This is a genomic window from Salipiger sp. IMCC34102 (assembly GCF_004145405.1).
Taxonomy (GTDB): Bacteria; Pseudomonadota; Alphaproteobacteria; order Rhodobacterales; family Rhodobacteraceae; genus Loktanella.
In genome coordinates this window covers 13,507-32,698 of record NZ_SELQ01000005.1, presented here as the reverse complement: position 1 = coordinate 32,698, position 19,192 = coordinate 13,507, and the positions used below count along the sequence as shown (strand labels likewise).

Here is a 19,192-nt window from a genome sequence, read left to right as displayed (position 1 = left end):
ATCACGAAAAAAAAGGCGATGCGGGTGCATCGCCTTTTCAGCTTTTCCATCCCGGTCCCGTTTCAGGCGCGGGCGGCCTGGTTCTCGGGGCGGAAGCGGGTCCGCTCGGATATCTGGAACCGTCCGTTGCCGCCCTTCTCGATCCGGCCCTGGCGCAGGAGCGTCCCGAAAGAGCGCAACCCGTCCTCGCGGGTAAAGGGATCGCGGGCCGTCGTCTCGACCATCTTCATGATCTGCGGGCGGGAGAAATCCTCGGCCCCTTCCACGGTCGCGGTATAGGCGGCGGCGGCTTCCAGCAGGTCCTGAAGCGACGTCGCCCCCACCGAGGCTGCGTAATCCGCGAAGCTGCTGGCCGCGGGCGCGGGCGCCGGGCGTGGCTTGGCCACGCGCCGCGGCTGGACGTTGCCCGCGGCCGCCGGTGCCACGTCGTCGACCCGCTGGCTGGCCACGAGCTTGAGCGGTGCCGGCCGCTCGCGCGGTCCGGCGGACGTCAGCGCGGGCCTGCGCGGGCGCACCACCTGGGCCAGGTCGTCGCGGAAGGCACCTTCCTCGTCCTCGGCGGAGGTGGCCTTTTCGCCCATCCGCCGTGCGGCTTCGGTCGCGGCGACGGCGGCCTTCAGGTGCGCGATGGCACTGCGCCGCCGAGAGGATTCGGGGCTGGCGAGCTCCTCGTCGGCCTTGGCGGAAAGCCGCGACATCTCGTCCTCGGAGGCGGAGGGCAGGCTGGTGCGCGGCGCGGCGCGGCCATCCTGCGGGGAAGAATCGGACGCGATGGGGTCCTGATCCTGCGCTGGCGAGGAGCTTTCTTCCCCGGTGGTCCGAGCCATGTCGTTTTCGTCCGCGTCTTCGCCCGTGGCTTCGTCGGACAGGTCGGCCTGCAGGGCGGGATCTTCCGACCCCGTTTCCGCCTCAGATATCGGCGCATCAGTCGTCCAAATCTCCTCCGCAGGGCCTTCCAGATCGTCGAGTGCCGCCGGGGAGAGGCTCTGCTCCGGGCTCAACCGCAACTCGTTCATGGCGTCTTCTTCGGCTTGCGCCAAGGCCTTCTGAAGTTCGTCCTCGTCTTCGGGCGACAGGCTGCTGGGCGTCTCGGCGGGACGCTCCGGTTCGTCTTCTGCGACCGCGACTGCGTCTTCTTCCGGCGACGTCACGGGCGCATCGGATGCCTCCGCCCGCTTGGAGATCGCGTCGCCTGCGGGCTGTGTCACGGGCGCGGGTGTCTCGGCGGGTGTGTCCGGTTCTGCGGGGGTGTCGATGGCCGTCTTTCGCGTGTCCTCACCAACCTCGGCGGAGGTGTCGTCCGCCTCCTCCTCGGCCATGAGAGCGGCGAGACGATCGCGCGCCGCGGACACGCGGGAGGTGTCGCCTGCGGCGTCGGAGGCGGGGGCCCGCCGCGACACCCGCAGGATGCGCGGGCGGCGGGGCATGCCTTGGGCGTCCTCGGGGGCCGCGTCGTTCCGCGCCGCCTCGTCGGACGGGGCGGAAGGCATCGCAACCTTTTCCTCTTCGGGCGCCGGCGCGTCGGGGACTGCCAGACCCGCACGTTCGAGGTTGCGCAGAACCGCCTGGATCCGGTCGTCGGTGTCGTCGACTTCCTCGGTTTCGGTCTCGGTCTCGGCCTCGGGCCGGGCGGTCACATAGGTTTCCTCCGACCGCGCGACGTCTTCCGCCGGTTCGGAGGTAAGTTCCGGCGTTTCGGCCTCGAACGGGTCGGGCTGCTCGGGCGCTTCGGCTTCGGGCCGGTCCGCGTCGCGGAACGCTGCGGCTTCGCCGTCCTCGTCGGTCGAGCGTTCCGGCGCGGCGGCGTCGAGCGCGGGGTCTTCGGTTGCGGGGTCTGCGACGGGCGGTTCCGCAGCGGTGGGGTCTTGAAGGCGATCGGCCTCGGTCAGCGCGATCTCGCGGATCTGACCCGTCTCGGCTTCGAGCGAAGTCGACGTGTGTTTCTCGGGATGCGTGGTTTCGTCGCCGTCCTCGTCGGACAGGGCACCGTCCGGCGCGGCCATATCGTCCTGCGCCGCGTATTGGCCCTCGGCTTCCTCCGCATGGGGGTCGGACGGGATGGCCGGGGCGGCATCGGGCGCGACTTGCGTGATCGGCGCGGGGTGCCGATCCTCGTTCGTCTCCGCGTCGGACGGGTGCGGCGCGTCGCTGGTGCGGATGAGACCATCGTCGGGCTCGGCTTCGGGGGCCGCGGCGGGGCGGGCGACATCGGTGTCGCTTTCGGCAAGGGGCGGGAAGGACGCGTCCTCCTCTTCGTCCTCGACGGCGGCGGGAGAGGGCGCGGTGCCGACGACCGAGCGGATCCGTGCGAGCTTGTCGGCGACGGAATTCGGCGCGGGCTCGGGCCGGTTCGACGCCGGGGCCGCGGGGGCGGGCGTCACCTCGGCTTGGTGGGCGTCCGGGGCCGGTGCGGGCGGGGTGGCAGCGGCGTCGGGCGTGCGGGCGGTCTCCTGCGCCGGTGCCGGTGCTGGTGCCGGAACGGCGGCCGGTGCCTGAGGCGCGGTCGCAGGGCTAGCCGCCTCCGCCCGGGGTGCCGTGGCGGGTGGGGTCGGAGGCGCCTGTGCGGCGTCGGAAGCCCGCAGGACGATACCGGTTTCCGAGGACCGGGCCTCCACCCGGCGCGAGATCTCGCGTTCTGCGATGCGGGCCAGCATCTCGGCGTCGGGGGTGGGCGGTTCCGCGCCGAAGTAGCGGTCGCCCGCGGCGAGGTCGCGGAAGTATTCGGCAATCGCCTTCATCGTGGCAAAGGAATCGTCGAACCCTTCGAGCGTGCACGAGAAGGTGCCGTAGGAGACGGTAAGGATCTTGCTCGACTCAACCATGCTGTCTTTCGCCTTCTGTCAAAACCAATAGGCTTCGTTTACCGTGAATTGGTTCGCAAAGCGGCGCGGGCCAGCGGTCGGGGCCGGTTGTTTTCGCGGCGAAATCGGGGAATGTCGGTAGAGATGGGACAATCACGGACGGCGGGTTCGATTGTTGACGTAACATGCGCGGTGACCCTCGTGGGCGGGGGCAAGCTTGGACCGGACGAGGTTAACACGTGTCTGGCACGTGCGCCAACGTTGGTGGCCGCCGACGGCGGGGCGGACGTGGCCCTGCGCGCGGGACTTGTACCCGTGGCGGTGATCGGCGACCTCGACAGCCTGTCGCAGGCCGCGCGGTCGGCCTTCGCGGACCGGCTGCACGCGGTCGAGGCACAGGACACCACGGATTTCGAGAAATGCCTTCAACGGGTGAAGGCACCCCTTGTCCTGGCGGCGGGCTTTCTCGGCGGGCGTCTGGATCACACGCTTTCGACCCTGTCGGTGCTGGCGCGTCTGCGCGCGCATCACGTGGTGCTGGTGGGCGAGGATCAGGTCGTCGTGCTGGCGCGCCGTGGCCGCTCGCGGATCGTGGCGACGCCGGGGCGGCGCGTGGCGCTTCTGCCGTTGGGGGAGGCGGTGGTCAGCTCCGACGGACTCGTTTGGGACATGGACGCGATGGCGCTGGCGGCGGACGGACAGGTCAGCAGTTCGAATGGCGCGCGGTCGGACCTTGTAACGCTGGACGTGCAGGGCCCCGTGCTGATCACGCTGGAGCCCGCGGACCTGGATTTCGCGACAGATTACGCTCTCGGACGATGACGTAAAGGCCTGCGGCCACGGTGATGCAGATGCCCGCCGCCGCAAGCCCGTTGGGCAGGTCGCGGAACATCAGCCAGCCGATGGCCGTGCCGAAGGGGATTTCGAGGTATTGCATGGGCGCCAGCGTGCTGGCGGGCGCGAAAGCGAGGCTCCAGGTCATCGCGAGATGCGCCAGCGTGCCGACGAGGCCCATGGCGATCAGCAGCAGGAGCGTGCCGGCCTCGGGCCAGGTCTGCTGCGGGGCGAAGACCAGCACGGCAAGGCCAGTCAGGATGGTGGCCTGCAGACCGCTCACGGCTTGCAGGCGCACCGGATCGATGCGCGGCAACAGCCGCCGGGTGACCAGCATGAAAAGCGCGAAGGTCACCGCGACGCCCAAGGGAAGAAGCGCGGGCAGGCCCACGTTGGCGAAGTTGGGCTGGATCACCAGAAGCGTGCCCGCGAACCCCACGGCGCAGGCGATCAGGCGCTGGGGGCCCACGACCTCGCCCATGAAGAACCAGCCCAGCAACAGCAGAAGGAACGGCATCACGAAGGCGATCGCCAGCGCGTCCGCCAGCGGCAGGTAACGCAGGCCCGCGAACATCATCGTCATCCCGGTGATGTGCAGCACCGTCCGCCCCCAGATCAGGCGGCGGGTGCCGGGCGAGGCCAGGAGCGATTGCTTGCGCCGTGCGACCCACGGAGCCAGAATCGCTGTCTGGACGGCGAACCGCGAGAAGACGAGCGTCGCCAGCAGCACGTGCGGGCCCAGAAGCTTGGCCATGCCGTCGCCCAGCGGGGCCAGCACGCAAAAGCCGAGCATGAAGAGGATGCCGGTAAAGGGCCGGTCGGCGGATGCCGGTGATGCGGGGGCGGTGCTCATGACGTCAGTCTGGCACGCCCCGCGCCGCGCGTCACCCGCGGGATGGGCGGATGGCCGCGTCCTCGACCCGGATGCGGTGATAGAGCATCGCGGCGTTCAGGACGGTCCAGACCAGGGCGACCCAGGTCAGGCCCAGGACCATGGGGGCCACGATGATCTCTGCCACGACGAGGGTGTAGTTGGGGTGCGGGATGTAGCGGAACGGACCGGTGGCCACCAGGGGTGTATCGGTGACGATGATCCGGGTGGTCCAGCGGCGGCCCAACGTGGCGAGGATCCAGACGCGCAGCACCTGCAGGATCACGTAGGCGGCAAGCCAGCCGTAGCGCAAGGGCTCATCCCAGCCGAAGATCACCAGCGCCACGACCCAGCTTGCGTGCAGGGCGACCATGACGGGGTAGTGCCCCGCGCCCACCTCCCGCGCGCCTTCGGCCATCAGGCGGGCGGTGTTGCGGTGGGCGATCACCAGCTCCGACAGGCGCTGGAGGATCAGGAAGGCGAGGAAGAGGATCGCGCCGGTCATGCGGTGACGGTGATCGGCATGAGCGAGGCGGTGAAGCCCGGTCCCAACGCGCACAGCGCCAACTGCCCGGTCTGTCCCGCGCGCAGCACCCGCTGCAGCACGAAGAGGGCGGTCGGCGCACTCATGTTGCCGTAGTCGCGCAAGGTGGCCCGCTCGGCGTCGAGCGTTCCGGGGGCGAGGTCCATGGTCGCCTCGATCGCCTCGACGACCTTGGTGCCGCCAGGGTGGCAGACCAGGCGGTCGAGGTCGGCGGGCGCAAGCCCCGCCTCGGCCAGCATCGCGGTGACGGCGAGGCGGAATTCGTCCTGCACGAAACCGGGGATCGAGCGGTCGAAGATCACGCCCAGGCCTTCGTCGTCCACGTCCCAGCCCATGATCGGCAGGGTATCGGGGAAGAGGTGTTCGTGCCCGTCGTGCAGGGTGACGGTCGGACCGTCGCCCGTGGCGGGACCGAGGAGCGCGGCCGCGGCGCCGTCGCCGAAAAGGACGGTCGCGATGACATCTGCCTTCTGCAGACGGTCCGAGCGAAAGGCGAGCGAGCAGGTCTCCACCGCGACCATCAGGACGAGGCTGCCGGGATCGGCGGCGGCGAGGCGGCGCGCGATCGACAGGCCCGTGACGCCGCCCGCACAGCCCAACCCGAAGACGGGCACCCGGCGCACATCCGGGCGAAAGCACATCTCGCGCGCGGCCTGTGCTTCGAAGGTCGGGGTGGCGATCCCGGTGGAAGAGACGGTGACGATCGTGTCCACATCGGCCGGGTCCAGTCTCGCGTCGGCCAAGGCGGCGCTCGCGGCCTTCAAGAAAAGATCCTTGCCGGCCTGCATGTACATCGCGTTGCGGTCGGCCCAGCCGTGGGGCGCGTCGAACCAGTCCAGCGAGCAGACGGAATAACGGCGGTCGACGCCCGCGTTTTCGAAGGCCGGGACGAGTTTGTCGAAGAAGGGATACTTCGGCGCCAGAAGCGCCCGCGCCCGGTCGAGGACCTGCGCTTGCGACATCACGTGCGGCGGCAACGCCGTGCCGATCCCGCGCAGCGTGACGGTGCGGGCGGCGGCCTCGGCAGAGGGGTCGAGCACGTGTTGAAGCATTGAAACCTCGCTAACTGACATAGAAACGCACCTCCGCGGAAAATGGCGCAAGGGCAGGCATGATTTTTTCGTGATGACGGCGGTGCAATGGCCGCGGGGCTGCCCTATAAAGCGCGCGACGCTTACAGGAGTTCCGCCATGCCCGCCGATCTGTCCCCCATCGACAAGGCCAAGTTCGTGGCCGCCAGACGCGCCTGCGACTACGTCGAGGACGGCATGAAGCTGGGGCTGGGCACCGGGTCCACCGCCGCCTGGCTCGTGCGGTGCCTAGGAGAACGGGTGGCCGAGGGGTTGCGCATCACCGGCGTGCCCACCAGCACCCGGACCGCCGAACTGGCGCGTGAGGCGGGGATCCGGGTCACCTCGCTCGACGAGGCGCGCTGGCTCGACCTGACCATCGACGGGGCGGACGAATACGACGGCGCGTTGAACCTCATCAAGGGCGGCGGCGGCGCGCTCTTGCAGGAGAAGATCGTGGCGACCGCATCGGACCGGATGGTGGTGATCGCCGACGGATCGAAGAAGGTCGACACGTTGGGGGCCTTCCCGCTTCCGGTGGAGGTGATCCCCTTCGGCTGGCAGACGTCCAAGGTGCTGCTCGAAGAGGCGCTGGAGGGCCTCGACGTGATGGGCACCGACAGCAGCCTGCGCATGAACGGCGAGACGCCCTTCGTGACCGATGAGGGCAACTTCATCCTCGATCTGCACCTCAACCGGATCGGCAACGCGCGGCAACTGGCGCTGGTCCTCAACCAGATTCCCGGCGTGGTCGAGAACGGGCTCTTCATCGACATCTGCGACGTGGTGATCACCGGCTACGGCGACGGGCGGGTCGAGGTGCACGACATCAACGAAGGCCGCACCGACGAGGTGAAATACGACCTGACCGAGGAGACCAACATCTTCTCGGATCGCGATTGAGGCGCAGTGACCGGGATCCTTGACCGGGCGGCAGGGTCTGCTGCCGCCCGGTGTGGCCTACGGGCGGGTCGGTGTCAGCCGCCGGTCGCCTCGAAGACCTGGCCGGTCGAGTAGCTGGCTTCCGCACTGGCCGCGAGCACGTAGAGCGGGGCGATTTCCACCGGCTGGCCGGGACGGCCCATGACCGTGTCGGCGCCGAATTCGGGAAGCGCCTCGGTCGGCTGGCCGCCGACCACCTGCAGCGGGGTCCAGAACGGACCGGGCGCCACCGCGTTGACCCGGATACCGCGCGGTCCCAACTGCTTGGCCAGCGCCTGGGCGTAGATCACGTTCGCCGCCTTGGTCTGGGAATAGTCGAAAAGGTTCTTCGGCGGATCCTGCGCCACGACCGAGGCGGTGATGACGATGGAGCTGCCCGCCTCCATGTGCTGGAGCGCGGCCTTCGTGATCCAGAAGGGGGCGTAGATGTTCGTCTTCATGGTGGTGTCGAAGTTTTCGTCCGAGATATCCTCGATCGACTCGGCGGATTGCTGGAAGCCTGCGTTGTTCACGAGGATGTCCAGGCCACCCAGACCCTCCACGGCCTGCGTCACGAGCTCGCGGCAGAAGGCGGGGTCGGTGATGTCGCCGGGGATCGCGATGGCGGTGCGCCCGGCCTCCTCGATCAGGGCGATGACGTCCTGCGCGTCCTGTTCCTCTGCGGGAAGGTAATTGATCGCCACGTCCGCGCCCTCGCGGGCGTAGGCAATCGCGGCGGCGCGGCCCACGCCGCTGTCGCCCCCGGTGATCAGGGCCCGACGTCCGCCAAGCCGTCCCGATCCGACGTAGCTGTCCTCGCCGTGGTCGGGGACGGGGTCCATCTGGCTGGCCAGGCCCGGCCACTCCTGCTGCTGTTCGGGGAAGGGCGGTTGCGGGTACGCCGTCTGGGGATCGCGCATTTCCGTCAGCGGGCTTGCGGCCGCTTCACCTTGCGCGGTCTGCGCCTGCGCCGCCCCGGCAAATCCGGTCGCGGCCGCGCCGCCGGCCACGGTGCCGAAAAAGAGGCGCCGCTTCGGATCGACGGGGTGGTCGTCGTTCATGTCGTGGGAGTTGTCGTCGGTCATCTCGTGGCCTCGCCTGTCTGGGGTTTGATGTGCCTTGCGGTTCGCCTTTCTACGCGAGGGCGCGGCCGTCGGTTCCCGCGGGGATTGTCCGTTGGTCCATCGAGCCCGGTGGAAAGCGGGCGGAAGGCCACCATTGGTGAGCCCCATGCGCTGTCGGGCGACCGATGACCTTTTCGTGACCTTCGCCGGGCAGCCGGTGCATCCGGCGGGCGTCGGCGGGTCAAGTCGACCGGGCGCTGACGTCAGTCCCTTGCCGTGATGCGACGAAGCCAGTGCCCATCTCCATCACGCGGCACAGGTTTGGACGGCGAGGGGGCTCTGCCCCCGCCCCTGCGGGGCTCCCCCGGAGTTTATCCGGCCAGATGAACAGGGGATCGGGCCTTCGGCGGGCCGATCCGGTCACGGGAAGGCACCGGCGGCGTTGTGCCGGGCGGGGGTTGCCCATAGGGTGCGCGCGACTGCGGGACTGAAGGAACGACGCGATGGCCGAGTATGACTATGATCTCTTCGTGATCGGCGGTGGTTCGGGCGGCGTGCGCGCCGCGCGGATGGCCGCCCAGACCGGGGCGCGCGTGGCGCTGGCCGAGGAATCCCGGCTGGGCGGGACCTGCGTCATCCGCGGCTGCGTGCCCAAGAAGCTGATGGTCTTCGCAAGCCAGGGGGCGGCGCAGATCTCGGATGCGCAGGCCTTCGGCTGGGAGGCGCGCGCCGGAGACTTCGACTGGGCCCGCTTCCACCCCCGGTTGCGCGAGGAGCTCGACCGGCTCGAAGGGGTCTACCGCAAGCTGCTCGACGGATCGGAGGTGGAGATCTTCGACAGCCGGGCCGTGATCGCGGATCCCCATACCGTCCGGCTGGACGACGATGGTACGGTGAGCGCCAAGCATATCCTGGTCGCGGTGGGCGGCTACCCGGTGCGCCCCGAGATCGAGAACGCCGATCTGGGCCTGGTCAGCGACGACATGTTCCTGCTGGAAGAGCTGCCCAAGTCCCTGCTGATCGTGGGCGGCGGCTACATCGCCTGCGAATTCGCCTGTATCATGCGAAACCTCGGGGTCGAGGTCACGATCTATGCGCGCGGGGCGCAGATCCTGAAGGGATTCGACGACGAGGCGCGGGGTCTTCTGTCGGAAGCGATGAAGCAATGCGGCATCGACGTGCATACCGGCACCACGCTGACCGAGATGTGCCGCGCCGAGGACGCGCCCAGCGGGCCGCGGCCCACGGGCTCGGACGCGACCATGGGTGCGCCCGCGGGCGATGACGAAGCCGCCGCGACGGACGCGCCCGGGCCCGATCCCAAGGCCACGGGGCCGATCTGGACCCAAGCCAGCAACGGGGTGGAGAAGGTGTTCGACCACGTGCTCTTCGCGACCGGACGCCGCGCCTCGACCGACGGGATGGGCCTCGAGGAGGCGGGCGTCACGCTCCAGCGGAACGGCTCCATCGTGGTGGACGCGTACAGCCAGACCAACGTGCCCTCGATCTACGCCATCGGCGACGTGACCGACCGGGTGCCGCTGACCCCGGTGGCGATCCGCGAAGGCATGGCCTTCGTCGACACGGTCTTCAAGGGCGAGCCCACGCCGGTCGATCACGCGCTGATCCCCTCGGCCGTGTTCACCCAGCCCGAGCTTGGCACCGTGGGGATGACCGAGGACGAGGCGGCGGAGCAGGGGCCGATCGAGGTCTACGCCACGAGCTTCCGGCCGATGAACAAGGCCTTCATCGACAGCCACAGCCGCGTGCTGATGAAACTCGTCGTCTGCGCCGAAACGCGCCGCGTGCTGGGTTGTCACATCGTCGCACCGGACGCGGGGGAGTTGATCCAGATGATCGGCGTCGCCATCAAGATGGGGGCGACGAAAGAGGATTTCGATCGCACCTGCGCCGTGCATCCCACCATCTCGGAAGAGATGATGACGATGCGCGCGCCGGCCCGCACGACTTGATTAACGGGTGGGCTTTCCCCACCTGTAGACGGACGGCCCGGGGACGGGCGCAACATGAAGGACGACCAGCTACATGGCAGGCAATGGCGGAGGCCCCTGGGGGGGTGGCGGTGGGAACGACGGCAATCGCGGATCGAACGGCGGGACACCTCCGCCGCGTCCGCCGCGCAGGCCGGGTGACAAGCCGCAGATCCCCGAGATCGACGATCTGGTCAACAAGGGGCGCGAGCAGTTGCGCGTCCTGATGGGCGGCAAGACCGGCGGCGGCAACGGGGCCGGTGGCGGTGGCGGCGAAGGCCCCAAGGTCACCCGCGGCATGATCGGCCTCGGCGTCCTGGCGGCCGTGGTCCTGTGGAGCATGGCGTCCTTCTATACCGTCCGGCCGGAAGAGCAGGCGGTCGAGCTTTTCCTGGGCGATTACAAGTCGACCGAAGGTCCCGGCCTGAACTTCGCGCCCTGGCCCGTGGTCACGCGCGAGATCCTGCAGGTCACCTCCGAGCGCAGTGTCGACATCGGCACCAGCCAGTCGGGCATGGACGCGGGCCTGATGCTGACGGGCGACGAGAACATCGTCGACATCGACTTCCAGGTCGTCTGGAACATCTCTGACCCGCAACGCTACCTGTTCAATCTCGCCGATCCGCCGCAAACCATCGAGGCGGTCTCCGAATCGGTCATGCGCGAGATCATCGCGCAAAGCCAGTTGGCGCCGATCCTCAACCGCGACCGCGGCGCCATCGCCGACCGGCTGCGCAGCGAGATCCAGAGCACGCTGGACAGCTACAATTCGGGCGTGAACATCATCCGCGTGAACTTCGACAAGGCCGACCCGCCGGAACCCGTGATCGCATCGTTCCGCCAGGTGCAGGACGCCGAACAGGAGCGGGATCGCCTGACGAACGTGGCCGATGCCTACGCCAACCGCGTCGTGGCCGAGGCCCGCGGTGAAGCCGCCCAGACCCTCGAGGAAGCGGAAGGCTACCGCGCACGGGTCGTCAACGAAGCCGCCGGTGAGGCCTCGCGCTTCTCGGCCGTGCTGAACGAATACGCCCAAGCGCCGGAGGTCACGCGCAAGCGGATCTATCTGGAAACGATGGAGAACGTGCTGGGCGGGCTCGACGTGATCCTGCTGGATGAAACCAGCGGGGCCGGCGGTGGTAGCGGGGTCGTGCCCTACCTGCCGCTCAACGAGTTGAACCGCAACAACGGGCGCAATGTCGCGGCCAACACCGACGGAGGATCGAACTGATGCGGAAATCCCTGCTTCTGCTGCCGGCCCTGCTGATCGTCGTGCTTCTGGCGCTCGGCTCGGTCTTCATCGTGGACGAGCGCGAGAAGGCGCTGGTCCTGCAATTCGGCCAGATCGTGAAGGTGAAGGAAGATCCCGGCCTCGGGTTCAAGGTGCCCTTCATCCAGGAGGTCGTGAATTACGACGACCGTATCCTGAGCCGCGATCTCGATCCGCTGGAAGTCACGCCCTCCGACGACCGGCGTCTGGTGGTCGACGCCTTCGCGCGCTACCGCATCGCGGATGTCGAACGGTTCCGCCAGGCCGTGGGTGCCGGCGGGCTGGAGGTCGCCTCGCGCCGTCTAGACGGCATCCTGCGCGACACGACGCGGAACGTGCTGGGTACGGTGTCTTCCAACGACATCCTCTCGACCGACCGGGCGGCGCTGATGCAGCGGATCCGCAACAACGCCATCGCCGAAGGTCTGGGGCTGGGGCTGGAAGTCATCGACGTGCGCCTCAAGCGGACGGACCTTCCCCCGGCGAACCTCAACGCGACCTACGAGCGGATGAAGGCGGAGCGGGAACGCGAAGCCGCCGACGAGATCGCGCGCGGCAACGAGGCGGCCCAGCGGGTGCGCGCCCAGGCGGATCGCACCGTGGTGGAGCTGACCTCTGACGCCAACCGCCAGGCCGAGATCACCCGAGGCGAGGCCGATGCCGAGCGCAACGCGATCTTCGCCGAAGCCTTCGGCGCGGACCCCGAGTTCTTCGAGTTCTACCGCTCGATGACCGCCTACGAGCGGTTCGCCCGGCAGGGCCGGTCCTCGATGGTGCTGAACCCGAACTCCGAGTTCTTCAACTACCTGCAATCGGACCAAGGGCGCGCGGCGGACGAGGCCGCAGCAGCAGCGCCGACAGCCCCCGCCACCCCCGCGGCGACCGGGGCGGGGACGGGTGAGGCCACGGAAGGTGCGGATGACGCGGGCGACACCGGGGCCGATGCCGCTCCCGCGACGGAGGACGAAACCGCCGAGGCCGACGACGCCGCGACGGCCCAGCCCGCGGCGGAGGAGGCCAACGCGGAGGAGGATGTCTTCGTCATTCCGGCCGATTCGGACGCCTCCACCGGGGGCTGATCGCGGCGCAATCGAACGCTACTAAGGGCCGGTCCTGCGACCGGCCCTTTTTCGTTCACCTGTCACAGAGCCGTGTTGCCGGGCGCGGTCCATTGCACAGCGCGCGCGGCGGGCTATGGTTCGACCAAACACCCGTTGGAGGATATCGCATGGCACAGGCACTCGCAGAACGGCGCACAGGATCCAGCCGACCCACCCTTTGGGGCGGCACTGCCCTGGCGATGGTTCTGATCGTCGCGCAGGCGCTTCCGCTGCCCGCCCAGACCGCGACCGAGGAAGGCGCCTTGCCCGATGCGCAGGCCAACGCCGAGGCGGAAGCCGCACAGCTTACCCCGCCGGGGATGGAACGGCCCGTGACCTTCGCCGAGCTGGCCGAGCAGGTCAGCCCCTCGGTGGTGAACATCACGACCTCGACCAGCATCAGCCGACCCTCCGCCCCGCGTGGGCTGGTGCCGGAAGGCTCCCCGTTCGAGGATTTCTTCAACGACCTCGAAGAGGGCCCCGGTCGCCCGCGCCAGTCCAGCGCGCTGGGCTCGGGCTTCGTGATCAGCAACGACGGCTACATCGTCACCAACAACCACGTGATCGAATCCGCCGACGAGATCGAGATCGAGTTCTTCCCCGGCGATAACCAGCCCGCCGAGATGCTGCCCGCCGAGGTCATAGGCACCGATCCCAACACCGACATCGCGGTGCTGAAGGTCGACTACGGCACGCCGCTGCCCTACGTGGCCTTCGGTGACAGCGACGGGATGGGCGCCCGCGTGGGCGACTGGGTCATGGCGATGGGCAACCCCCTGGGGCAGGGGTTCTCTGTCAGCGCGGGCATCGTGTCGGCGCGCAATCGGTCGCTGCAGGGGACCTACGACGATTACATCCAGACGGACGCCGCGATCAACCGCGGCAACTCGGGCGGGCCGCTCTTCAACATGGCCGGTGAAGTGATCGGCGTGAACACCGCGATCCTGTCCCCCAACGGCGGCAGCATCGGCATCGGGTTCGCGATGTCCGCGGCGGTGGTGACGGACGTGGTCGATCAGCTCATCGAGTTCGGCGAAACCCGCCGGGGCTGGCTGGGCGTGCGTATCCAGGACGTGACGCCCGACATGGTGGGCGCCATCGACGGGCTGGACAGCCCGCAGGGTGCGCTGATCACCGACGTGCCGCCCGGACCCGCCGAGGAGGCGGGCCTGCAATCGGGTGACATCATCCTCAGCTTCGACGGGACCGAGGTGCCGGACACGCGCGAACTGGTGCGGCTTGTCGGCAACTCCCCGGTCGGGGCCGAGATCGCGATGGAGGTGCTGCGCAACGGCGACACGATCGACACGACCGTGACGCTCGGCCGGCGCGAGACCGACGAGGCGACCTCCTTCCCCGACACCGTCGAACCTTCGGAAAGCGAACCCTCCGAGATCCTGGGTCTGTCGGTGGAGCCGGTGGCGGACGGGCTGGTCGAGGAATACGATCTGGAGGTCGACAGCGGCCTGGTGATCGTGTCGATTGACGAGGGCTCGGTCGCCGGTGGCAAGGGACTGCAGGTCGGTGACGTGATCGTCGAGGCGGGGCAGGCCAGCATCGCCACGGTCGACGACATGACCGCAGCGGTCGACGAGGCGCGCGATGCGGGGCGGACCTCGATCCTGCTGCTCGTACGGCGCGGCAGCGATCCGCGTTTCGTCGCTCTGACGCTGGACGACTAGGCCCAGAGGGCTGGCGGCCCCGGGTCAGGCCCGGGGCCGAAGGCCAGATCAGGGACCGGTCTGACCGGCGACGGAGGCTTCCGCGAAGGTGGCCATGTCCGAAAGGCACGCCACCGCGGCGCGCAGGACCGGGATCGCTACCGCCGCACCGGAGCCTTCTCCCAGCCGCAGTCTGAGGTCCAGGATCGGGCGCTTGTCGAGCGCCGCGAGCAGCCGGGCGTGCGCTCCTTCGGACGACAGGTGGCCCGCCACGGTGTGATCGAGCGCCCCGGGCACCGCGTGCGCCAGCGGGGCGGCTGCGGCGGTGCAGATGAAACCGTCGAGGATCACGGGAATACGGTCGACCCGCGCCCGCGCGATGGCGCCCGCCATGGCCGCAATCTCCCGCCCGCCCAGGCAGCGCAGGACGTGCAGCGGATCCGACAGGGCCTCGGCGTTCCGCGCGAGCCCGGCGTCCACCGCGGCGGCCTTGCGCGAAAGGCCCGCGTCGTCCACCCCCGTCCCGCGTCCTGCCCAATCGCTGCCGGTGCCCCCCGCGAGTGCTGCGCAGATCGCGGCGGCGGCGGTGGTGTTGCCGATCCCCATTTCGCCGACCACCAGAAGGTCGGCATCCTCGGCCACGGCCTCCCAGCCGGTGGCGAGGGCGGCCACGACCTCCGCCTCGGTCATCGCGGGGCCTTGGGTGAAGTCCTGCGTGGGCGTGTCGAGGTCCAGCGGCACCACGTCGAGCCGCGCTCCCGCGGCCTTGGCCAACTGGTTGATGGCGGCCCCGCCGCTTTCGAAATTGCCCACCATCTGTGCGGTCACTTCCGCCGGGAAGAGCGACACGCCCTGCGCGCAGACGCCGTGGTTGCCGGCGAAGACGATGATCTGCGGTGCCGCGATCCGGGGCCGCGCCGCGCCTTGCCAGCCTGCGACCCAAAGCGCCAGTTCCTCGAGCCGGCCCAGCGCGCCGGGTGGCTTGGTCAATTGTCCGTTGCGTTCGGCGGCCTGCGCGCGGGCCTCCGCGTCGGGCGCCGGAGCGCCGGCCAGCAGGCTGCGGAACGTGTCGAGCGTATCGAAAGGGGCGGCCATGGTCTTGTCCTCGTTGCATTGCGGGCGTGCGAACTGTCTAACCATGGGGGAAGGGAAGGGAAGGTGGACAACGACATGGCGATCTTCGATGACGACACGCGGCCCGACTGGACCGACCTGCCCGCGGCGGTGGGCTTCCTCACGCGTCTGCCGGTGCCGGTGGACGGCGACCGCGCGACGTCCCGCGGCGCGGCGGGGGCCTGGGCCTGGCCGCTGGCGGGCGCGCTGGTCGGGGCGCTCGGGGCAGCGGCAGCGGCGCTGATGCTATGGCTGGGATGTCCGGTCGGCGTGGCGGCGCTGGTGCTCGTGGCGACGCAGATCGCCGTGACCGGGGCGCTGCACGAAGACGGGCTTGCCGACAGCCTGGACGGGTTGTGGGGCGGTCACGACACAGCGCGCCGGTTGGAGATCATGTCCGACAGCCGGATCGGCGCCTACGGGGTGATCGGCCTGGTGCTGAGCCTGCTGCTGCGCTGGCAGATTTGGGTGCTGTTGATCGGCACAGGCACGCTCTGGCCCGCCGCGATCGCGGTCGGGGCGATCAGCCGCGCGCCGATGACCGTGGTAATGGCGGGTCTGCGGAACGCCAAGCGCGGCGGAGTAAGCCATCACGTCGGCCGCCCCAAGGGTCCGACCGCGGCGCTGGCCTGCGCCGTGGCGGCCATCGTGGCGCTGCTGCTGGGGTGGGCCGCGCCGGTCGCCGCGGCGATGGTGGTCGCCGTGACCTTCGTCTGGGCCCGGATCGCGCAGGCCCGCATCGGCGGACAGACCGGCGATATCCTCGGCGCCACCCAGCAATGGGCCGAGATCACGGTCCTTCTTGTGCTGTCGGCGCGGGTCTGAGGCAAGCGGAAGGCACAAGGCCGCCGTTGGAGAACGGCCGGTCCGGTGCTGCGCGGCCTGCAGAAGGATCACGCGCGCGCGGCGGCAGGTTTGGCCGGAGACCCGTCCGGCCCCCGGCCGAGTACCGCTTCAGATCTGCTTTTCGGGCATCTGCACCCGCAGCCCGTCCAGCGCATCCGACACCTTCAATTGGCAGGTCAGGCGCGAGCGGGCGGGATCGGGCTCGTAGGCGAAGTCGAGCATGTCCTCTTCCATGGCGTCCTTGGCAGGCAGTTTCTCGACCCAGTCCTCGGCCACGTAGACATGACAGGTCGAGCAGGCGCAGGCCCCGCCGCAATCGGCCTCGATGCCCGGGATGCCGTTGTCGCGCGCGCCTTCCATGACGGTCATGCCGTTGGCGACTTCGACGACGTGCTCTTTACCGCCGTGTTCGACGTAGGTGATCTTTGCCATGAACGGGTCCTCCGGGCTGTGTAGGCGCAGTTTTGCGGACACTAGGACAGGTGGTCACTTTGGGCCAGCGTGAAAAGACGCTTAACGCATTCATGATCAGCCGCTATGTCGATGGGATGACCCGATCTTCCCTGTCCATCGCCCTTTTGGCGGTTTGTGCCGCCTGCGCCGCCCCGCCGCCAGCGGAGGCGCCGGTGCCGATGGTCGTCTTCGGGGCGCAGATCGAGGTGGACGCCACGGGCACCTGCTACGCCCGGGCCGATGCCCCCCGGCGGGTCGACGTGGTCGACACCTTCGAGGAGGTGCGTCCCGCCCGCCGTGATGCCGAAGGCCGGGTGATCGAACCCGCGGTCGTGCGCAAGATCAGCACGCCCCGGGAAGTGGTCACCGGCGAAGGCACCCGGTTCGAGGCGGTCTGCCCACCGGTCCTGACGGAAGACTACGTGGCGAGCCTTCAGCGCGCGCTTCTGGTGCGGCGTGCCTACGCCGGGCCGATCACGGGCGACTACGACGGACCGACACAGGACGCCGTGCGTCTGGCGCAGCGGACGCAGGGGATCGACAGCGCGATCCTGTCGGTGGCCACGGCCCGAAGCCTCGGGCTTACGGCGGTGCCCCTGGAATAGTCAGATCCCGCGCAAGGGCCGGAAGGAACCGGTCCTGCGCCGTGCGCTCTACTGCGTGCCGCTTGAGGTATCGCCGGGGCGGCGCGGGGCGAGGCGCGCGTCGTCACCTTCGTGGTCGCGATTCTGCACCCGGGCGGCCAGCGCGGTTTCGAGGTCAGAGTTCAGCTTGCGCGACCGGGCGACGTAATCCTCGTTCTCGGAAATAGAGATGTCGGGTTTCCAGACCTCGGCCAGTTCGCGCACCATCGCGCGGTCGGAATGGTAGAACATCGTCTCCGCCTCGGCCGCCTCGAAGGGAGAGAGGCCGAGGTTCTCCAAAGCGTAGCGGCCCGCGCGCAGGGAGCTGTCGAACATCTCGCGCACGATGTCGTCGGCCCCGGCGGCGTAAAGCTCGTAGCTGTGCACCCGGTCGTAGGCCCGGGCGACGATGTGGATGTCGGGCCGGACCTTGCGCACGTAGGCCGTCAACTGGCAGGCCAGGGCCCGGTCGTCGAGGCAGACCATCATGACCCGCGCCTCGTCGATGCCGGCGGCGGCCAGCAGGTCCGGTCGGGTCGGGTCGCCGAAGAAGCCACGGTAGCCGAACTTGCGCATGGTCTGCACGGCAGCCAGGTCGTTGTCGATCACGACGGTCGAGAAGCCCGCTGACTGGATCAGTCGGTTGGCCATCTGACCGAAGCGCCCGATGCCCGCGATGATGACGGTGCCGGTCTCGTCGACCTCGTCGTCCTCGACCGCGTGCTCCTCGTCCATGCGGTGGGTCATGTAATGATAGGCGATGAACAAGAGCGGCGTGACCAGCATCGACAGCGCGGTGACGAGCAGGAGAAGCTCCGACAACGGCTGGGTCAGCACGCCCTGGCTGCGCGAGAACGAGATCAGCACGAAGCCGAATTCCCCCGCTTGCGCCAGTCCCAGCGTGAAGAGCCAGCGATCCTTGCCGTTCATACGGAACAGCAGCGACAGTGCATAGAGCACGGCGCCCTTGATGAGGATGACCCCCAGAACGTAGGCCGCGACCGTCCCCGGCTGGGCCGCGAGCAGGGTGAAATTGATGCCCGCGCCCACGGTGATGAAGAACAGGCCCAGCAGCAGGCCCTTGAACGGCTCGAGGTCCGATTCCAGCTCGTGCCGGAACTCCGAGTTGGCCAGCACGACGCCAGCGAGGAACGTGCCGAGCGCGGGCGACAGGCCCACGGTTTCCATCAGCACGGCGATGGCCACGACCATCAAGAGTGCGAGGGCGGTGTACATCTCGCGCAGGCGGGCCTGGTGGATGTAGCGGAATACGGGGCGGGTCAGGTAGATGCCGGTCAGGATGACCGCGGCGACGGCGCCGATGGTGACGAGCGTGACGCCCCAGCCGGGCAAGCCCTCGACAAGGCTCAGTCCGTGATCGGCGCCGTGGGCCTCTTCGGTGGCCGCGCGTTGGACGGAGCCGTCGGGTGCCAGCGCCACGCGCGTCGCGGGCGAGGCGAGCAGCGGCAGGATCGCCAGCATCGGAATTACGGCGATGTCCTGCGTCAGCAGCACCGAGAAGATCGAGCGGCCGCCGCCCGTCTGCATCAACCCTTTCTCGGAGAGGGTCTGCAGCACGATGGCGGTGGAGGACAGCGCGAAGATCAACCCGATGGCGAACCCCGTGACCACGTCGTAGCCAAGCGCGATACCCGCCCCGGCGATCAGAAGGGTGGTCACCACGATCTGCAGGCCGCCAAGCCCGATCAGCCTGTCGCGCATGTCCCAAAGCGCGCGGGGTTCCAGTTCCAGCCCGATGAGGAATAGCATCATCACCACGCCGAATTCGGCGAAATGCTGAATGTCCTGCGCCTCGGCCCCGACGAGCCCGGTCAGGGGGCCGATGACGATCCCCGCGGCGAGGTAGCCCAGGACCGAGCCCAGCCCGAGGCGCGCGGCAAAGGGGACCGCGATGACGGCCGCACTCAGGTAGATCGTGGCTTGCAGCAGAAAGCTATCCATGCCCCCGTCCTACAGGCTGGCGGGCGCGAGGCAATGCGGCAATGCAGGCGATGCGACAGATTTTCGGG

At 69.0% G+C, this 19,192-nt stretch carries 16 protein-coding genes; 8 read left to right on the top strand and 8 right to left on the bottom strand.

The features are described from left to right. Nucleotides 1-62: 62 nt before the first annotated feature. Nucleotides 63-2,822 (bottom strand): hypothetical protein, encoded by a 2,760-nt coding sequence (locus EU805_RS11480; RefSeq protein WP_129764124.1) that lies wholly within the window; start codon nt 2,820-2,822, stop codon nt 63-65. Between the two features lie 171 nt (nt 2,823-2,993). On the opposite strand from EU805_RS11480, the gene EU805_RS11475 reads away from it, so the two are divergent. Then, nucleotides 2,994-3,623 (top strand): thiamine diphosphokinase, encoded by a 630-nt coding sequence (locus EU805_RS11475; RefSeq protein ID WP_165351937.1) that lies wholly within the window; start codon nt 2,994-2,996, stop codon nt 3,621-3,623. Here EU805_RS11475 and EU805_RS11470 read toward each other — a convergent pair. The 3 genes from EU805_RS11470 to EU805_RS11460 are packed head-to-tail and all read right to left on the bottom strand — an operon-like array spanning nt 3,568 to nt 6,102. Then, complete coding sequence (locus EU805_RS11470) at nt 3,568-4,488, bottom strand: DMT family transporter (RefSeq protein ID WP_242494132.1); 921 nt, start codon at nt 4,486-4,488, stop codon at nt 3,568-3,570. The genes EU805_RS11475 and EU805_RS11470 overlap by 56 nt on opposite strands. A 31-nt stretch (nt 4,489-4,519) precedes the next feature. After that, on the bottom strand, nt 4,520-5,011 hold the full coding sequence (locus tag EU805_RS11465) for an isoprenylcysteine carboxyl methyltransferase family protein (protein WP_129764122.1): 492 nt from the start codon (nt 5,009-5,011) through the stop codon (nt 4,520-4,522). Continuing rightward, the gene (locus EU805_RS11460; RefSeq protein WP_129764121.1) at nt 5,008-6,102 is read right to left on the bottom strand and encodes a type III polyketide synthase; all 1,095 of its coding nucleotides are present in this window, start codon (nt 6,100-6,102) and stop codon (nt 5,008-5,010) included. Before EU805_RS11460 ends, EU805_RS11465 begins: the two co-directional genes overlap by 4 nt. A 138-nt stretch (nt 6,103-6,240) precedes the next feature. Here EU805_RS11460 and rpiA point away from each other — a divergent pair, with 138 nt between their 5' ends. Next, entirely contained in the window at nt 6,241-7,023 is a 783-nt protein-coding gene (gene rpiA, locus EU805_RS11455) for a ribose-5-phosphate isomerase RpiA (protein WP_129764120.1), read from the top strand. A gap of 74 nt (nt 7,024-7,097) precedes the next feature. Here rpiA and EU805_RS11450 read toward each other — a convergent pair whose 3' ends face one another. Beyond that, nucleotides 7,098-7,961, bottom strand: coding sequence for an SDR family oxidoreductase (locus EU805_RS11450; RefSeq protein ID WP_305000492.1), 864 nt, complete (start codon nt 7,959-7,961; stop codon nt 7,098-7,100). A gap of 647 nt (nt 7,962-8,608) precedes the next feature. On the opposite strand from EU805_RS11450, the gene EU805_RS11445 reads away from it, so the two are divergent. The 4 genes from EU805_RS11445 to EU805_RS11430 all read left to right on the top strand — a co-directional run bounded on the left by EU805_RS11445 (nt 8,609) and on the right by EU805_RS11430 (nt 14,148). Then, complete coding sequence (locus EU805_RS11445; protein WP_129764119.1) at nt 8,609-10,078, top strand: FAD-dependent oxidoreductase; 1,470 nt, start codon at nt 8,609-8,611, stop codon at nt 10,076-10,078. Nucleotides 10,079-10,151: 73 nt separating this feature from the next. Continuing rightward, nucleotides 10,152-11,327: an FtsH protease activity modulator HflK gene (hflK, locus tag EU805_RS11440; RefSeq protein ID WP_129764118.1), complete on the top strand. Its 1,176-nt coding sequence runs from the start codon at nt 10,152-10,154 to the stop codon at nt 11,325-11,327. After that, nucleotides 11,327-12,445: a protease modulator HflC gene (gene hflC, locus EU805_RS11435; protein ID WP_129764117.1), complete on the top strand. Its 1,119-nt coding sequence runs from the start codon at nt 11,327-11,329 to the stop codon at nt 12,443-12,445. Before hflK ends, hflC begins: the two co-directional genes overlap by 1 nt. Before the next feature lie 149 nt (nt 12,446-12,594). Next, entirely contained in the window at nt 12,595-14,148 is a 1,554-nt protein-coding gene (locus tag EU805_RS11430; protein WP_370318201.1) for a Do family serine endopeptidase, read from the top strand. Between the two features lie 48 nt (nt 14,149-14,196). On the opposite strand, the gene cobT is transcribed toward EU805_RS11430, so the two are convergent. Next, nucleotides 14,197-15,222, bottom strand: a complete 1,026-nt coding sequence (gene cobT / locus EU805_RS11425) for a nicotinate-nucleotide--dimethylbenzimidazole phosphoribosyltransferase (protein WP_129764116.1) — start codon at nt 15,220-15,222, stop codon at nt 14,197-14,199. 63 nt (nt 15,223-15,285) lie between these two features. Here cobT and cobS point away from each other — a divergent pair, with 63 nt between their 5' ends. Next, nucleotides 15,286-16,065 (top strand): adenosylcobinamide-GDP ribazoletransferase, encoded by a 780-nt coding sequence (cobS, locus tag EU805_RS11420; protein WP_370318200.1) that lies wholly within the window; start codon nt 15,286-15,288, stop codon nt 16,063-16,065. A 129-nt stretch (nt 16,066-16,194) separates the two neighbouring features. Here cobS and EU805_RS11415 read toward each other — a convergent pair whose 3' ends face one another. Next, nucleotides 16,195-16,518 carry a 2Fe-2S iron-sulfur cluster-binding protein gene (locus EU805_RS11415; RefSeq protein ID WP_129764115.1) on the bottom strand — a complete coding sequence of 108 codons (324 nt, stop codon included), beginning with the start codon at nt 16,516-16,518 and terminating at the stop codon, nt 16,195-16,197. A 92-nt stretch (nt 16,519-16,610) separates the two neighbouring features. Here EU805_RS11415 and EU805_RS11410 point away from each other — a divergent pair, with 92 nt between their 5' ends. Beyond that, nucleotides 16,611-17,144 carry a peptidoglycan-binding protein gene (locus tag EU805_RS11410; protein WP_129764114.1) on the top strand — a complete coding sequence of 178 codons (534 nt, stop codon included), beginning with the start codon at nt 16,611-16,613 and terminating at the stop codon, nt 17,142-17,144. Nucleotides 17,145-17,192: 48 nt separating this feature from the next. Here the strand turns inward: EU805_RS11410 and EU805_RS11405 are convergent, their stop codons facing one another. Then, the gene (locus EU805_RS11405; protein WP_129764113.1) at nt 17,193-19,124 is read right to left on the bottom strand and encodes a cation:proton antiporter; all 1,932 of its coding nucleotides are present in this window, start codon (nt 19,122-19,124) and stop codon (nt 17,193-17,195) included. Between the last annotated feature and the right edge of the window lie 68 nt (nt 19,125-19,192).

Excerpts from the sequence above, each read along its gene's own strand:
- EU805_RS11480 (WP_129764124.1), bottom strand. The coding sequence starts at position 2,822 with ATGGTTGAGTCGAGCAAGATCCTTACCGTCTCCTACGGCACCTTCTCG.
- EU805_RS11470 (WP_242494132.1), bottom strand. The coding sequence starts at position 4,488 with ATGAGCACCGCCCCCGCATCACCGGCATCCGCCGACCGGCCCTTTACC.
- EU805_RS11465 (WP_129764122.1), bottom strand. The coding sequence starts at position 5,011 with ATGACCGGCGCGATCCTCTTCCTCGCCTTCCTGATCCTCCAGCGCCTG.
- EU805_RS11460 (WP_129764121.1), bottom strand. The coding sequence starts at position 6,102 with ATGCTTCAACACGTGCTCGACCCCTCTGCCGAGGCCGCCGCCCGCACC.
- rpiA (WP_129764120.1), top strand. The coding sequence starts at position 6,241 with ATGCCCGCCGATCTGTCCCCCATCGACAAGGCCAAGTTCGTGGCCGCC.
- EU805_RS11450 (WP_305000492.1), bottom strand. The coding sequence starts at position 7,961 with ATGCGCGATCCCCAGACGGCGTACCCGCAACCGCCCTTCCCCGAACAG.
- EU805_RS11445 (WP_129764119.1), top strand. The coding sequence starts at position 8,609 with ATGGCCGAGTATGACTATGATCTCTTCGTGATCGGCGGTGGTTCGGGC.
- hflK (WP_129764118.1), top strand. The coding sequence starts at position 10,152 with ATGGCAGGCAATGGCGGAGGCCCCTGGGGGGGTGGCGGTGGGAACGAC.
- hflC (WP_129764117.1), top strand. The coding sequence starts at position 11,327 with ATGCGGAAATCCCTGCTTCTGCTGCCGGCCCTGCTGATCGTCGTGCTT.
- EU805_RS11430 (WP_370318201.1), top strand. The coding sequence starts at position 12,595 with ATGGCACAGGCACTCGCAGAACGGCGCACAGGATCCAGCCGACCCACC.
- cobT (WP_129764116.1), bottom strand. The coding sequence starts at position 15,222 with ATGGCCGCCCCTTTCGATACGCTCGACACGTTCCGCAGCCTGCTGGCC.
- EU805_RS11415 (WP_129764115.1), bottom strand. The coding sequence starts at position 16,518 with ATGGCAAAGATCACCTACGTCGAACACGGCGGTAAAGAGCACGTCGTC.
- EU805_RS11410 (WP_129764114.1), top strand. The coding sequence starts at position 16,611 with ATGATCAGCCGCTATGTCGATGGGATGACCCGATCTTCCCTGTCCATC.
- EU805_RS11405 (WP_129764113.1), bottom strand. The coding sequence starts at position 19,124 with ATGGATAGCTTTCTGCTGCAAGCCACGATCTACCTGAGTGCGGCCGTC.